The following is a 14518-nucleotide window of genomic DNA, read 5'->3' as shown; positions in this document are numbered from 1 at the left end:
GGACAGATGAAAGACAATGCCGATTTCATCTGTCCTTAAATATCCCCGCCGGAGGCTCCCTGCCTGACCAGAGGCGCCGCGATTTCCCCCTTGACCCCAGATTTCCAGATGCCAGGAAGTTATCCTCATGGCCACATCGTCCCTCACCATTGATCTCGACGCCATCGCCGCCAACTGGCGCGCGCTGGATCGTCTTTCCGCGCCCGAAGTGCAGACCGCTGCCGTGGTCAAAGCCGATGCTTACGGTCTGGGCGCTGGCAAGGTGGCGCGGGCGCTGGCCTGGGCCGGGGCACGGCGGTTCTTTGTCGCGGCCGCCGAAGAAGGCGCGGCGGTGCGTCAGGCGCTTGGGCCCGGACCGCAGATCAATATTCTCTCGGGCCATATGGCCGGCGACACCGAGATGCTCAATGATCTTGAGCTGACGCCGATGCTCAACAGCCTCGAGCAGATCACCCGCCATCTGGAGGCGTTGCCGGGCCATCCGTTCGGGGTGCAGCTCGACAGCGGGATGAACCGGCTTGGCGTTGAGCCGGTGGAATGGCAGGCGGTGGCGCCGATCATCATCGAGGCCGGCCCGGTCATGCTGATGAGCCATCTCGCCTGCGCCGACGAGCCGGACCATCCCATGAACCAGGCGCAGCTGGAGGCCTTCCATGAGATGACCGATGGCACCGGCCTGCCGCGCAGCTTTGCTGCCACGGGGGGCATTCTGCTGGGGCCGAAATATCATTTTGACCTGACCCGCGCCGGGATCGGGCTTTATGGCGGGCGGCCGTTTGAAATGGCCGAGCGCGTTGTGACCCTGTCTTTGCCGGTGATCCAGACCCGCGATGTGATGCCCGGCGAAGTGGTCGGCTATGCCGCCTCATGGGAGCCGGAAATGCCCTCGGTCATTGCCACGGTGGCTGCCGGCTATGCCGACGGGCTGCCGCGCAGGCTTTCGAACAATGCGGTCTTGTGGGATGGCGACACGCCCTGCCCGCTGATCGGCCGGGTTTCAATGGATCTGATCACCGTCGATGTCACCCATCTGAAAGAGATCCCGAAAAGCCTCGATATTCTCGGCCCGCATCAGTCGGTCGATGATCTGGCCGATGCGGCCGGCACCATCGGCTATGAGATCCTCACCGGGCTCGGCAAGCGCTACAGCCGCCGTTATCTCGAGACGCGCGGGTGACGGGGATGCTGAACGGACGACCAGCGGCGTTTCTGGCGGCACTCGGGCGGCCGGTGCTGGAGCTGCTTGCAGCGATCGGGCGGGTGGCACTTTTCGCGATGGTGGCGGTGAGCCATATCTTCCGGCCGCCGTTTTACTGGCGCGAGTTCGGTCAGGCGGTGATGCAGATCGGCTGGTTCTCGCTGCCGGTTGTGGGCATGACCGCGATTTTCACCGGCGGCGCGCTGGCGCTTCAGATCTATGCCGGCGGCAACCGTTTCGGGGCCGAGGCGGTGGTGCCGCAGATCGTCGCCATTGGCATGGCGCGCGAGCTTGGCCCGGTTTTAGGCGGGCTGATGGTGGCGGCACGGGTGGCCTCGTCCATCGCCGCCGAGATCGGCACGATGAAGGTCACCGAACAGATCGATGCCCTGACCACGCTTTCGACCGATCCGATGAAATATCTGACCGTGCCGCGCCTGCTGGCTGCGGTGCTGACGCTGCCGGTGCTGGTCGCGGTTGGTGATTCCATCGGGATCATGGGCGGCTGGCTTGTGGGCGTGACGCGGCTTGATTTCAACTCGGCCACCTATATCAGGAACACAGTCGATTTCCTGCAGGTCTGGGATATTGGCTCGGGCCTCGTGAAGGGTGCGGTCTTTGGCTTCATCGTGGCGCTGATGGGCTGCTGGCATGGGATGAATTCGGGGCGTGGCGCCCAGGGCGTGGGGGCTGCGACCAAATCTGCCGTGGTCTCGGCCTCGGTGCTGATCCTCGCCGCCAATTACCTGCTTACAGAGGCCTTCTTCTCGGCATGATAGAGCTCAGCGGCGTATATAAGGCCTTTGGCAGCAACCAGGTCCTGAACGGCGTCGATCTGAGCATCGCGCGCGGCGAGAGCATGGTGATCATCGGGGGCTCGGGCACCGGCAAATCAGTGATGCTGAAATCGGTACTGGGGCTGGTCAAGCCGGATCGCGGCACGATCACGCTCGACGGCCAGGATGTGGCGCGTCACGAGCGCGACGCCTTTCTGGCGCGGTTCGGGATGCTGTTCCAGGGCGCGGCTTTGTTCGATTCGATGCCGGTCTGGGAGAATGTCGCCTTCCGTCTGCTACGCGGCAGCCTGAAACGCCCCAAACGCGAGGCGCGGGAAATCGCGGTCGAGAAACTGCGCCGCGTGGGCCTCGGGCCCCAGGTCGCCGACCTCTTCCCGGCAGAGCTCTCGGGCGGCATGCAAAAGCGCGTCGGCCTCGCCCGCGCCATTGCCGCCAATCCGGAGATCATCTTCTTCGATGAGCCGACCACTGGTCTCGACCCGATCATGTCGGGGGTGATCAATGAGCTGATCCGCGAGATCGTGCGTGAGATGGGCGCGACCGCAATGACAATCACCCATGACATGACCAGCGTGCGCGCCATTGCCGACAAGGTCGCGATGCTGCATGGAGGCATAGTGCGCTGGACAGGGTCTGTCACTGAAATGGATGAGACATCAGATCCTTACGTGCAACAGTTCATCCATGGTCGCGCCGAAGGCCCGATCCCTTCCCTGCGCTGAGGCTGTGATGGAAAGCGACTTTCTCAACCGGCTCCTGACGCCGTCGCCAGTGATGCAATGGCTCTTGCTGCTTTTCCCGGCGGTGGTTCTGGTGGCCGGGCTGACGGGGATACGGCGGCGCCATAACGGCGCGTTCCGCCTGACGGGTCTTGCGCTGATCACGCTGGTCTGGCTGGCGCTGCCGCTGCATTTCGCCGATCCGTCGGGCCATGCTGTATCGGTGCTGGTCTCGACCCTGCTATGGGTCTCGGTGCTGGCCGCCTGGGGCGCCCATGTCTGGAACCGCTGGCCCAGCCCGGTCTGGGCACATGGCTGGGTGGTGTCACACCTGGTGACCATCGTGATCGCCTGTCTGGTGGCGCTGGTGCGCGCGCTGTCGCACTGAGCCAAGCACAACCACACCGCGCAGAACGTTGACAGGATGGAAACAGTCCCGGATTTCCACAGGATTCAGTTTCTCACTCACCCGTAAATTCTGGTTTTTCCTTGCAAATTTAAGATGTTCAGCCTTTGCCTGAAAAGGCCGTAACGGGGGTTGGGCATGTTTTCAGATGATCGCGCAGCTTTGCGCAGGGTCTTAGCTGCCGGCCAGGTCTGTGCCCATGCCGCGATTTTCGGGGCCTGCCTGATCCTCATGGGTGCCTGCCTTTTTGCAGCCCTCGGCTGGAGCGCCTGGCCGGAAGTCGCATTATCGCTGGATGGGGTGCCGGTTGCCAATGCAGGCATGTGGCTGCAGATCGGCCTGACCGCGCTGCTGGCGATGCTGGTCTTCTGGTTGCCCGCAAACAGCCGCATGGCGCGGCTCGAGGCCGGGCATCGCAGCTTTGCGATGGGCGTCTCGGATGTCGCCCGTGCCTATCGGATGTCGCATGAGGCTGACCGCCGCGGGCTCTTCGGTCTGTCCGCGGAATTCGACTCGATCCGCGCGCGGATGGAAGAGCTGCGCCGACACCCCGATTTCGCCGGGCTGGAGCCGGAGCTGCTGCAGCTCGCGGCACAGATGAGCCATGAGACCCGCGCCCTGGCCCAGACCTACTCCGACGCAAAAGTGGCGCGGGCAAAAGGCTTCCTGGAACAGCGCCAGCAGGAAATCGATGCGCTGAACGAGCGGCTGCGGCTCGCGCGCGGCATCTGCGACGAAATGCGCCGCTGGCTTGCCGCTATTGAGGCCGAGGAACACCAGGCCAGGACCCAGCTGAAACGGCTCGAGGCCGATCTGCGCGAGATCCTGCCCGGGCTCGGCTATGCCGTCGATATCGAAGAACGTGGCGAGCCCGAAGGCAATGTCGTGACCCTGCCGAAACCCGGCCCCTTCCGGCCAGATCCCCGCAGCTGAGCGCCTCTGACAGATTGCGGAAGCCTCCGGCGGGGATATTTAAGAGACAGATGAAATCAGCGCAGAGCAGTTCTTTTCATCTGTCTCTTAAATATCCCCGGGGGGGACCGGCGGAGCCGGGCCGGGGGCAGCGCCCCCCTCTTTCGCGCTCCCCTTGACCTCCCGCTGAGCGGATGCAAGCTGCCGCCATGCGCTGGCTCAATCTCTCGCTTCTGGTTCTCTTCCCCATCGCCTGGTTCGCACCGCTGATGCGCGCGGCCTTGCTGCCGCTGTTCGGTATGGATGAGATATCCGTCATCACCGGGTTGCAAACGCTCTGGGGCACGGATCCCGCCCTTGCTTTGCTGGTGACCTTTCTTGCGGTGTTTGCGCCCTATCTCAAAACCATCGGCCTTGCGCTTTTACAATTCGGCCTGCTTTCCCGCGCCGTGTTGCCGGTGCTGCAGTTCCTTGGCAAGCTGGCCATGGCGGATGTTTTCCTGATCGCGCTTTATATCCTGGTCGCAAAAGGCGCCGGCTGGGTCACAATAGAAACCGCCTGGGGCCTCTGGCTTTTCACCCTTTGCGTGCTTACCTCGATCCTGATCGCCTGGGATACAGGGCGCATTTCCGGCACGGAGAGACCTGCAAATGACTGACAATATTCCACTTTCCCTTCTTGATCTTGTCCGGGTGCGCGAGGGGTTTGATGCGGGCAACGCGCTGTCCGAGGCCCAGAGCATTGCGACCGTTGCCGACAGGCTGGGCTATCATCGCTATTGGGTGGCCGAGCATCACAATATGGAAAGCATTGCCTCGGCCGCGACTGCGGTGGTGCTGGCCCATGCCGGGCAGCACACCAGGCGGATCCGGATCGGATCGGGCGGGATCATGTTGCCCAACCATTCACCCTATATCATTGCCGAGCAATTCGGCACGCTGGCATCGCTTTTTCCAGGCCGCGTCGATCTGGGCCTTGGTCGCGCGCCGGGAACCGATCAGGCGACGCTGCGCGCCATCCGCACCCCGGCCGGAGCCGCCGAACGCTTCCCGCAAGAGGTGATGGAGCTGATGCACTGGTTCGCGCCTGCCGATGAGCCGGGCTATATCCGTGCCTGGCCCGCCGCCGGAACCAAGGTGGATTTCTGGATCCTCGGCTCGTCTGAATTCGGTGCCATGCTGGCGGCAGAACTGGGCCTGCCCTATGGGTTCGCCTCGCATTTCGCGCCAGATTACCTTGATGAGGCGCTGCATATCTACCGCTCACGTTTCAAACCATCGGCGCAACGGAACACGCCCTATGCCATGGTCGGCGTCAATGTGATCTGCGCTGAGACCAGTGTCGAGGCCCGCCGCCTCTTCACCACCGCGCAGATGAGCTTCACCGGCATTTTCCGTGGCGCGCGCGGCCTGTCGCAGCCACCGATCGACGATATCAGCACCTATTGGAACATCCGCGAGGAAAGCCAGGTCTCACGGATGCTGGGCTGTACGGTGGTCGGCACGCCCGATGAGGTGAAAGCCGGACTTGCCGCCCTTCAGACCCGCACCAAAGCGGATGAATTCATCATCGTCTCGGATATCTGGGATCCCGCCGCACGGCGCCGCTCGCTGGAACTGACCGCAAAGGCCTGGGGGCTGCCGGCCGTCTGACGGGTTGCCCGGTCTCCTCTGGCCGGGCGGCGGAAGCCTTCGGCGGAGCCATTCAGAGGCTGCCACGCGGTTTTTGGATTTCAGATCGGCATGTTTACCCATCTGATCGCCGCGAGGTGATCCACAGATTGGCGTTGATGATGTAACCGCCCCCGACGGCATCGACGTGCCAAGGTGGGATCGCAACACTCCATTCTGGGAGGCGGTCATGTCGGAGATTACCATTGTCGGACTCGATCTGGCGAAGAATGTATATCAAGCCCACGGCGCTGATGCTCGCGGCGCCGCCGTGCTCCGAAAGAAGCTGCGGCGCGCGTAGGTGTTGGCTTTCTTCGCGACGCTGCCGCCTTGTTTGGTGGCGATGGAAGCTTGCGGAGGCGCGCATTTCCGGGCGAGGGAACTGGTCAAGCCTGGCCATGACGTCAGGCTCATTCCGCCCGCCTATGTGAAGCCGTTCGTCAAACGTCAGAAAAACGATGCGAACGATGCCGAGGCGATTTGCGAGGCGGCATAGCGTCCGAGCATGCGTTTCGTCCCTATCAAGACCGAGAAATCGCAGGGCGCGGCCAGCGTCTTTCGCGTCCGGGCGCTGTTGATCCGACAGCGGACCCAGGCAATCAACGCCCTGCGCGGACATCTGGGCGAATATGGTCATGTCGTGCCTCAAGGCGTGAGGAACGTGAGCCGGTTGATCGCACTGATCGAAAGCGAGGCTTCGGACCTGCCCGCCACGGCGCGGGCCTCACTGGGGCCGCCTCCGGAGGTCTTTCGCAAGGGGCGCGACTTTGCCGCCTGGCTCGGCTTCACCCCGCGGCAGCATTCGACGGGCGGGAAGCAGGGGTTGGAGGCTACAACCAGGATGGGCGAACGCTCCCTGAGGAGGCTGCTGATCATCGGCGCCAACAGCTTCATCATCAAACGGCACTGCCATGCTGCGGCACAACCGGGCACCTGGCTCGGTAACATGCTGACGCGCAAACCACCGATGTTGGTCAGGGTGGCATTGGCCAATAAGATAGCACGGATCGTCTGGGCGATCCTGAAGACGAAAGAGGTCTGCCGGGCTCCGGCCATGGCGGCATAAACCCCGTCAGCGGTCGCGAGACGTCGGAGCGGAGGAGGGCTGAGAGCAGTCTGGCGCAACGGTCGTGAGACGGGGTCAGGAGAACCAGTTGTACAACACGCGCCTTTGAGCACGCGGCGTTGATTTGGACCTGATCCGAGAACACCATACGGGCCCGCGGCATGGAGACGGCCGCATCATGAGGCCGGATACATGTCAGCACCCGACACCGCGCAGAACAGCTCTGAAAACACTCTGGCGCAAGGGGCGTTTATACATATGCACTATCCGGTCGGTTCACGGATTCATGTTTTTGAGTCAGCGGGGCAGATTGGCGCCATGAGCAAGCCGATCCCTCTTTTCCGCACGACGAACTGGTTCAGTTACAGCCAGGCTCTGAAGCGGCGCGGGGCACTGATGGTTTGGTTTGACCCGGAGATGTAGTGGTTCGCGGCGCCGAACGGTAAGCCGGGTCATCCTGAGAGGTTCTCGGCGGTGGCCATCCAGTTTTGCCTCTCGCTCAAGGTGCTGTTCGGGCTGCCGTACGGCAAACGACGGGGTTCGTGGAGAGCCTTCTGGCACTGGCCGGGCTCGACTGGCCGGCGCCCTTCGTCGGGCGATCCTTCCACTGGAAGGATCGCTGATCCTCCTCAGTACATGACGCTCTGCCGTCGGCAGAAGCACCTGAGGGTGCAGATCCCATATCCTGCGGCGTCCGGACCGCAGCATCTGCTGGTTGACATCGAGCCGGTAAGCGCCACCGGTTCAAGCGAACCGGTGAGGTCGCATCAAGTTCTCGGGCGAAGGCGCGTGGCAGGTCCGTAAACACGGGGCCAGCCGCCGCAGGCAATGGCACAAGATCCACATTGGCATTGACGCTGATACGCTGGAAGTGTGGGCCGTGGAGATGTCCAACAACCGTATAGGGGACGCCTGGTATTGCCGGATCTTCTGGCACAGATCTCCGCGGAAGAACAGATCAGCAGCGTTACCGCCGATGGCATCTACAACACCAAAGGGTATCACACCGCCATCGCGGCACTGGGTGCAGATGCAACGTCGGGCATTCTCTTGAACCAGTGACGTTCATGCCCTACACCCGCCACGCCGGAATGCACGGAACTGGAAGAAATTGTCCGGATATCACCGACAAAGTCGTGTGGAGGCCAAAATGAGATGCCTCAAACTTCTGGGAGAGCGCATCATGGCGAAAGACTTCGACAGGCAGAATGCAGAGGTCCAGATCCGCATCGCACTCATGAACCGCTTCACATCACCCGGCACGTCTGAGACCGTACGCACGCGCTGACGATAGCCGGGAAAGGGACACGCCCGGCCTCAATCCGAATAGCCCAACAAAGCCTCGCCAGACCTTTTCATCTGTCTCTAAATATCCCCGGGGGTGAGGCCCTGAAAGGGCCGAGGGGGCTGGCCCCCTCTTGCCCCCGCCTGCCCCGCCATGCGAGGTCAGAGCATGAGCAAATCCGCCCCCTCCTTCACCTGCACTGCCTGCGGCGCGAATTCGCGCAAATGGGCCGGACGCTGCGATGCCTGTGGCGCCTGGAATTCGATCATCGAGGAGGCGCCGCTCTCCTCAGGTCCGAAACCGCTGGGCCCCAGGGGCAAGCAGGTCGCTCTGACGGATCTTGCGACGGAAGAAGCCCCGCCGCCCCGCGCCACTTCGGGCATATCCGAACTGGATCTGGTGCTGGGGGGCGGCCTGGTGCCGGCCTCGGCCATTCTGGTCGGCGGCGATCCGGGGATCGGGAAATCGACCCTTCTGTTGCAGGCCGCCGCCAGTTTCGCGAAGACCGGGCTGAAATGCATTTATATCTCCGGCGAGGAGGCGGCGGCCCAGGTCCGGATGCGGGCGCAGCGCCTTGGCCTCACCGATGCGCCGGTCATGCTCGGCACCGAGACCAGTCTGAGAGACATCCTCACCACGCTGGACGCCGAACGCCCGGGCCTTGCCATTATCGATTCGATCCAGACCATGTGGCTCGACACGGTCGCGGCGGCGCCAGGCTCGGTCTCGCAGGTCCGCGCCGCCGCGCATGAGCTGGTGAACTTCGCCAAACGGTGCGGCGTCGCCATCATCATCGTGGGCCATGTCACCAAAGAGGGCCAGATCGCCGGCCCGCGTGTGGTCGAACATATGGTCGATACCGTGCTGTATTTCGAAGGCGAGCGCGGCCATCAGTTCCGCATCTTACGCGCCGTCAAGAACCGCTTTGGCGCCTCGGACGAGATCGGCGTGTTCGAGATGACCGGCCGGGGGCTTTCCGAAGTCACCAACCCTTCGGCGCTGTTTCTCGCGAACCGCGATGCGCCCGCCCCCGGTTCCGCCGTCTTCGCCGGGATCGAAGGCACAAGGCCTGTCCTGACCGAGATCCAGGCCCTTGTCGCGCCCTCACCTCTGGGCACGCCGCGCCGCACGGTGGTCGGGCTTGATTCGGGCAGGCTATCGACCATCCTCGCCGTGCTCGAGGCGCGGGTCGGCATCCCTTTCACCGGGCTTGATGTTTTCCTCAATGTCGCAGGCGGCATGCGTGTGACCGAGCCTGCCGCCGATCTGGCCGTGGCCGCCGCCCTCTTATCGGCGCGCGAAGATGTGGCGATCCCGCGTGACATGGTGCTTTTCGGGGAAATCTCGCTCTCGGGCGCGCTGCGTCCGGTATCCCAGACCGAAAACAGGTTGAAAGAAGCGGCGAAACTTGGTTTCACACAGGCGGCACTGCCCAAGGGATCGAAACCCGGCGCGCAGGGTGGGTTGAAACTGCGCGAAATGGCCGATCTCACGGCCTTTACGGGCGAGATGTTCGGGGCGGGCTGAGGCGCGTCCGGCAGGAGAGAGCGAATGGACAATTTCACCTGGGTCGATGGCGGCGCGGCCCTGATCATCCTGCTCTCGGCGGTTCTCGCCTATTCGCGTGGCCTTGTCCGCGAAGGCATGGCGATTGTCGGCTGGATCGGCGCCGCCATCGTGGCCTTCATCTTCGCGCCCTCGGCCATGCCCATCGTGCGCGAGATCCCGATGGTCGGCCAGTTCCTCGCCGACAGCTGCGAATTGTCGGTGGTAGCTTCCTTTGCGGCGGTCTTTGCCATCGGCCTGATCGTGGCGGCTTTGTTCACGCCCCTGTTCTCGTCGATTGTGCAGCGCTCGGCGCTTGGCGGCATCGACCAGGCCCTTGGCTTCGTCTTTGGTGTGGCGCGCGGCGTGCTGCTCATCGCAGTCGCCTTCATCGTCTATGACCGCGCTTTGGCGAATCACTCCATCACTGCGATCGACAATTCCCGAACCGCCAAGGTCTTCGCGAATTTCCAGGCATCGATCGACAATGCGATCCCCACCGATGCGCCTGGCTGGATCGTGGCACGCTATAATGACCTGACCAATGTATGTTCGGCCGAAACCGCCCAGCCGGTGACGCCGCCGCCCGCAAATGGCGAAACCACGCCCGCACAGGACCCGGCAGCGGCCCCTGTTCCGGCCCCGGCCCCCTGATCCGCGCCGGCTGTGCATTTGCGCAGCGCCCGACCTGCAACATATGCATGACAACGGGGGGTGACTCTGGCACTCTCAGCGACTACATCAGCCGCGAAGAAGCAGCCGGATCGGAGGCCAGATGCGCCGTTTTCCCGCCCACCCGTTTGAACCTCTGAATGACGGGGACAAGCTGAAGGAAGAATGCGGGATTTTCGGGGTCATTGGCCTCGCCGATGCCGCGAATTTCGTGGCGCTCGGGCTGCATGCCCTGCAGCATCGCGGCCAGGAGGCCGGCGGCATCGTCACCTATGAGGCAGAGACCGGTTTCCATTCCGAACGCCGTTTCGGCTATGTGCGCGATAAATTCACCTCTTCTGCCGTGATGAACCTGCTGCCGGGCGATCTGGGCATCGGCCATGTGCGCTATTCCACCGCCGGATCGAAAGGCACCGCCCAGATCCGCGATGTGCAGCCCTTCTTCGGCGAATTCGCCATTGGTGGCTGCGCCATTGCCCATAACGGCAACCTGACCAATGCGGCGCGGCTGAGAAAAGACCTGATCGCGCGCGGCGCCATCTTCCAGTCTTCCTCTGATTCGGAATGCATCATCCATCTGATGGCGCGCTCCCTGCAGAAAACCCAGGCCGAACGTCTGAAAGACGCGCTGCGTCTGGTCGAAGGCGCGTTTTCCGTCATCGCCATGACCCGTACGAAACTGATGGGGGTACGCGACGCGCTCGGCGTGCGCCCGCTGGTGCTGGGCCGCCTGGGCGAGGGTTATGTGCTGGCCTCGGAAACCTGTGCGCTCGACATCATCGGCGCCGAATTCATCCGCGAGATCGAACCGGGCGAGATGGTCGTGATCGAAAACGGTCATATCGAAAGCTCGCGCCCCTTCCCGCATGCCAAAGGCCGCTCCTGCATCTTTGAACAGGTCTATTTCTCGCGCCCCGACAGCATCGTCGGTGGCCGGTCAGTCTATGAGACCCGCCGCCAGATTGGCGTGGAACTCGCGCTGGAGAGCCCTGTCGATGCCGATCTCGTCTGCCCGGTGCCGGACAGCGGCACCCCCGCTGCCATCGGCTTCGCCGCGCAGTCCGGCATCCCCTTCGGCCTCGGCATCACGCGCAACCAGTATATGGGCCGCACCTTCATCGAGCCGACCGAGCAGATCCGCAATATGGGGGTCCGCCTCAAGCTCAACGTCAACCGCGCTTTGATCCGTGGCAAACGCGTGATCCTTGTCGACGATTCGGTCGTGCGCGGCACCACCTCGCGCAAGATCAAAGACATGATCCTCGACGCCGGCGCCGCCGAGGTGCATTTCCGCATCGCGTCCCCCCCGACCGCCTGGCCCTGTTTCTACGGCGTCGACACGCCTGAACGCTCGAAGCTCCTCGCTGCCACCATGACCGAAGACGAGATGCGCGACTGGATCGGCGTCGACAGTCTGAAATTCATCTCGCTCGACGGGCTCTACCGGGCGGCAGGCGAGGCGAAGGGCCGCGACAATCGCAGCCCGCAATATTGCGATGCCTGCTTCTCCGGCGAATATCCGGTCATCCCCGCCGACAAGCTGGATGAAGGTTTCGAGATGAAAACCGCCGCCGAATAACGCAGGTAGGACAGAGGCGCGGCCCCCGGCCGCATCCTCGCTGCCCCTTTTCATCTGTCCAGAAATATCCTCTGGGGGTCCGGGGGGCGAAGCGCCCCCGGCTTTCCAGCACCAGCTATCGGAGCCAGCTCATGTCCAGAACAGCCCTTGTGACAGGTGCTTCCCGCGGTCTTGGTGCCGGCCTCGCCGAACAGCTGGCGCTGCGGGGCTGGCATGTCATCGCGGTCGCGCGCACCACCGGCGGGCTGGAAGATCTCGATGACCGGGTCAAAGCCCAGGGCCTGCCCGGTGCGGGCAGCCTGACGCTCGCGCCGATGGATGTCACCAATGAAGATGCGATGCGCCACCTGACCGACTCGATCGCCGCCCGCTGGGGCAGCCTCGGCTTCTGGGCCCATACTGCGATCCATGCGACCGCCCTCGCGCCGGCCTCTTCGGTCGATCTGAAAGACCTCGATAAATCCATCGCCACCAATCTGCGCGCGACCTCGCAGCTGATCACCCTGGTCGAGCCGCTGTTGCGCGCGGGCAAGGGCACCGCCCTGATCCCTGATGACCCCTTCCCCGGCACGGCCAATTCCGCCGCTTACGGCGCCACCAAAGCCGCACAGCTGGCACTGGCCCGCGCTTGGGCGGCCGAGACACAGCGCATCGGCCCGAAAGTGGTGATCGCCGCCCCTGCCCCGATGCCGACCGCGCTTCGCGCCCGCTTCCATCCCGGCGAAGACCGCGCGCCCCTTGCCGATCCGAAGGCCGAGGCCGCGCGCCTCCTCGATCTCGCGCTCAGCTGACCGACGCCATAGCCCGCGCGATCTTCTGGATCCCCTCAGGGATCCGCGCCGGCTGGATCGACGAATAAGCCAGCCGGTAGTAATTCCGCGCCACACGCTCCGGGTCGAAAAAGCTCTGTCCCGGCTCGATCAGCACGCCCTCTTTGCGCAGATCCTGCGCCACACGGGCGGTATCCACACCCGCCCCCGCCCGCATCCAGAAAGACGAACCGCCATAGCCGCCCTGGCCCGCAATGGTCAGCCCCTCGGCCTGGATCGCCTCTTCCATCCCCTGGCGGCGACGCCGGAACGCAGCCCGCATCCGGTTGATCAGCGCATCATAATGGCCCTCGGCCAGGAAATAGGCGACGGTGCGCTGGATATGACCCGGCGGATGTTTCAGCGCCATGGCCCGCAACGCCCGCGCCTCGGCGATAAACCCGGGCGGCGCCACCAGATAGCCCAGCCGCATCCCCGGGAAGATCGACTTGGAAAACGAGCCCGCATAGATCACCCGCCCTGCCTTGTCCAAAGACTTGAGCGCCGGTGAGACCGGCTTCAGAAAGCTCATCTCGAATTCGTAATCATCTTCGATGATGATGAAATCCTCGCGGCTTGCAGCCTCGAGCAGCTTCAGCCGCCGCTCCAGCGCCATGGTCGCATTGGTCGGCGCCTGGTGCGAGGGCGTGACATAGACCACATCGCCGCGCCGGACCTGACCGCCCGGCGCAAAGCCCGACAAAGGCAACCCGCCCTCGTCGACATCCAGCGAGACCACCTCGGCGCCCGAAACCTCCAGCACCCGCCGGATGCCCTGATAACACGGGTTCTCGATCACGGCGCGATGGCCGCGCGCGGGCTCGCCCAGCAGGATCTCGGTCGCGATCCAGAGCGCGTTCTGCGCCCCCATCGTCAGCAGCACCTCATCCTGCCCCGCGGCGATACCGCGCCGTGGCAGGATCACCCGCAAAACCTGTTCGATCAGCGCCGGATCGTCACGCTCATAGAAATCCGAGGTGAGGGTGGAAAAATCCCGCCGCCCCAGGGCCCGCAACGCGCAGGCCCGCCAGTTCTGATGGTCAAACAGCGTGGGGTCGGTCTGGCCATAGATAAAGGGCCAGGGATAGCGCTCCCAGTCATCCGGGCGCTCGACACCCTGCATCGCGCGGGTAAAGCGTCCACCGGAAAACGCATGATAATCAACCTCTTCCGCGGGACGGGCGGGGCTTGGAAAATCCGGTGCGCGCGGGGCATTGTCCGAGACATAATAGCCCGAGCGTCCGCGCGACGTGAGATAGTCAGAGGACACCAGGTCGCCATAAGCCAGGGTAACCGTGATGCGCGAGATCCCGAGATGTGCCGCAAGCCCGCGCGAAGAGGGCATCTTCTGCCCCGGCCGGAAGCGCCCCGAAAGGATCCCCTCAGTCACCATGGCCCGGATCCGGCTTTGCAGCGTCCCCGCCGCACCGGAAGCCAGAAAGAATGCCTCGACTGGAATAGCCATCTGCCGCCCCCCGACTGGACCGAAACCCACGACAAGACTGGCCATATACGACGCGGGTTACAATGAAAAGCGGCTTGCCCCCGGGTTCGGGGTGCGAGGGGGCGCGGCCCCCATCTGCCGGCCCGACGGCCCTGACCGGGATGTTCAGGAACAGATGAAAGATGCTGGTGATCTGCTCGTGGATAATTTCTGCCGGCGAAGACGGCAGCGGATCATCTGTAGGGTATTGAAGTCACGCCTCCCTGTTTCGCGATTTTAGCAGTTGCGTCATGGCTGCCTGCACCAGGGGACGCGCGGACTGACGGCATGGCACATAGCCGGCGGCGCGGGCCGCTGGCAGTCACTCCAACCATCTGCAGATCTGACCCATCCGTCCCCGCCGTCAGCTGCGGGC

15 protein-coding genes and 2 pseudogenes are annotated in these 14518 nt (G+C 63.7%); 16 read left to right on the top strand and 1 reads right to left on the bottom strand.

All coding sequences use genetic code 11. The features are described 5' to 3' along the window. Positions 1-127 precede the first annotated feature (127 nt). The 16 genes and pseudogenes from alr to M3484_RS12160 all read left to right on the top strand — a co-directional run bounded on the left by alr (position 128) and on the right by M3484_RS12160 (position 12641). Positions 128-1177: an alanine racemase gene (gene alr / locus M3484_RS12220; RefSeq protein WP_249497068.1), complete on the top strand. Its 1050-nt coding sequence runs from the start codon at positions 128-130 to the stop codon at positions 1175-1177. A 5-nt stretch (positions 1178-1182) separates the two neighbouring features. Beyond that, positions 1183-1974, top strand: coding sequence for an MlaE family ABC transporter permease (locus M3484_RS12215; RefSeq protein WP_092898314.1), 792 nt, complete (start codon positions 1183-1185; stop codon positions 1972-1974). Beyond that, on the top strand, positions 1971-2717 hold the full coding sequence (locus M3484_RS12210; RefSeq protein WP_249497067.1) for an ABC transporter ATP-binding protein: 747 nt from the start codon (positions 1971-1973) through the stop codon (positions 2715-2717). Before M3484_RS12215 ends, M3484_RS12210 begins: the two co-directional genes overlap by 4 nt. A gap of 7 nt (positions 2718-2724) precedes the next feature. Further along, positions 2725-3102, top strand: a complete 378-nt coding sequence (locus M3484_RS12205) for a hypothetical protein (RefSeq protein WP_092898318.1) — start codon at positions 2725-2727, stop codon at positions 3100-3102. A 156-nt stretch (positions 3103-3258) separates the two neighbouring features. Beyond that, positions 3259-4053 (top strand): inorganic phosphate transporter, encoded by a 795-nt coding sequence (locus M3484_RS12200; RefSeq protein ID WP_249497066.1) that lies wholly within the window; start codon positions 3259-3261, stop codon positions 4051-4053. 188 nt (positions 4054-4241) lie between these two features. Then, positions 4242-4691: a paraquat-inducible protein A gene (locus tag M3484_RS12195; RefSeq protein WP_249497065.1), complete on the top strand. Its 450-nt coding sequence runs from the start codon at positions 4242-4244 to the stop codon at positions 4689-4691. Then, positions 4684-5685 (top strand): LLM class flavin-dependent oxidoreductase, encoded by a 1002-nt coding sequence (locus M3484_RS12190; RefSeq protein ID WP_249497064.1) that lies wholly within the window; start codon positions 4684-4686, stop codon positions 5683-5685. The genes M3484_RS12195 and M3484_RS12190 overlap by 8 nt, the downstream gene beginning before the upstream one ends. Positions 5686-5893: 208 nt before the next feature. After that, a pseudogene (locus M3484_RS12185) lies at positions 5894-6769 on the top strand (IS110 family RNA-guided transposase). Between the two features lie 192 nt (positions 6770-6961). Further along, positions 6962-7192, top strand: coding sequence for a hypothetical protein (locus tag M3484_RS24000; RefSeq protein WP_502942457.1), 231 nt, complete (start codon positions 6962-6964; stop codon positions 7190-7192). A gap of 51 nt (positions 7193-7243) precedes the next feature. Next, on the top strand, positions 7244-7573 hold the full coding sequence (locus M3484_RS23995) for a transposase (RefSeq protein ID WP_502942456.1): 330 nt from the start codon (positions 7244-7246) through the stop codon (positions 7571-7573). Positions 7574-7687: 114 nt separating this feature from the next. Continuing rightward, a complete protein-coding gene (locus M3484_RS23990) occupies positions 7688-7831 on the top strand; it encodes a hypothetical protein (protein ID WP_502942455.1) in 144 nt (47 codons plus the stop codon). Positions 7832-7862: 31 nt separating this feature from the next. Further along, positions 7863-8057: pseudogene (locus tag M3484_RS23985) on the top strand (IS5/IS1182 family transposase); the annotation flags it as partial. Between the two features lie 165 nt (positions 8058-8222). Further along, entirely contained in the window at positions 8223-9581 is a 1359-nt protein-coding gene (gene radA / locus M3484_RS12175) for a DNA repair protein RadA (protein WP_249497063.1), read from the top strand. A 24-nt stretch (positions 9582-9605) separates the two neighbouring features. Further along, positions 9606-10253 (top strand): CvpA family protein, encoded by a 648-nt coding sequence (locus M3484_RS12170; RefSeq protein WP_249497062.1) that lies wholly within the window; start codon positions 9606-9608, stop codon positions 10251-10253. Positions 10254-10374: 121 nt separating this feature from the next. Further along, positions 10375-11850, top strand: coding sequence for an amidophosphoribosyltransferase (gene purF, locus M3484_RS12165; RefSeq protein ID WP_249497061.1), 1476 nt, complete (start codon positions 10375-10377; stop codon positions 11848-11850). Between the two features lie 131 nt (positions 11851-11981). Then, complete coding sequence (locus tag M3484_RS12160) at positions 11982-12641, top strand: SDR family NAD(P)-dependent oxidoreductase (protein ID WP_092898330.1); 660 nt, start codon at positions 11982-11984, stop codon at positions 12639-12641. Here the strand turns inward: M3484_RS12160 and pdxR are convergent. Beyond that, complete coding sequence (gene pdxR / locus M3484_RS12155) at positions 12634-14124, bottom strand: MocR-like pyridoxine biosynthesis transcription factor PdxR (RefSeq protein WP_092898332.1); 1491 nt, start codon at positions 14122-14124, stop codon at positions 12634-12636. The two genes, M3484_RS12160 and pdxR, sit on opposite strands and share 8 nt — an antisense overlap. Between the last annotated feature and the right edge of the window lie 394 nt (positions 14125-14518).

It is taken from the genome of Pseudomonas sp. GX19020 (genome assembly GCF_023371075.1).
GTDB lineage: Bacteria > Pseudomonadota > Alphaproteobacteria > Rhodobacterales > Rhodobacteraceae > Pseudogemmobacter.
Note: the sequence above shows the minus strand (reverse complement) of the source record. Positions and strands in the feature narration are given on the sequence as shown.

Coding starts and splice junctions, on each gene's coding strand:
- alr (WP_249497068.1), top strand. CDS start 128: ATGGCCACATCGTCCCTCACCATTGATCTCGACGCCATCGCCGCCAAC.
- M3484_RS12170 (WP_249497062.1), top strand. CDS start 9,606: ATGGACAATTTCACCTGGGTCGATGGCGGCGCGGCCCTGATCATCCTG.
- pdxR (WP_092898332.1), bottom strand. CDS start 14,124: ATGGCTATTCCAGTCGAGGCATTCTTTCTGGCTTCCGGTGCGGCGGGG.
- M3484_RS12160 (WP_092898330.1), top strand. CDS start 11,982: ATGTCCAGAACAGCCCTTGTGACAGGTGCTTCCCGCGGTCTTGGTGCC.
- M3484_RS12190 (WP_249497064.1), top strand. CDS start 4,684: ATGACTGACAATATTCCACTTTCCCTTCTTGATCTTGTCCGGGTGCGC.
- purF (WP_249497061.1), top strand. CDS start 10,375: ATGCGCCGTTTTCCCGCCCACCCGTTTGAACCTCTGAATGACGGGGAC.
- M3484_RS12205 (WP_092898318.1), top strand. CDS start 2,725: ATGGAAAGCGACTTTCTCAACCGGCTCCTGACGCCGTCGCCAGTGATG.
- M3484_RS12195 (WP_249497065.1), top strand. CDS start 4,242: ATGCGCTGGCTCAATCTCTCGCTTCTGGTTCTCTTCCCCATCGCCTGG.
- M3484_RS24000 (WP_502942457.1), top strand. CDS start 6,962: ATGTCAGCACCCGACACCGCGCAGAACAGCTCTGAAAACACTCTGGCG.
- M3484_RS12210 (WP_249497067.1), top strand. CDS start 1,971: ATGATAGAGCTCAGCGGCGTATATAAGGCCTTTGGCAGCAACCAGGTC.
- M3484_RS12200 (WP_249497066.1), top strand. CDS start 3,259: ATGTTTTCAGATGATCGCGCAGCTTTGCGCAGGGTCTTAGCTGCCGGC.
- M3484_RS12215 (WP_092898314.1), top strand. CDS start 1,183: ATGCTGAACGGACGACCAGCGGCGTTTCTGGCGGCACTCGGGCGGCCG.
- radA (WP_249497063.1), top strand. CDS start 8,223: ATGAGCAAATCCGCCCCCTCCTTCACCTGCACTGCCTGCGGCGCGAAT.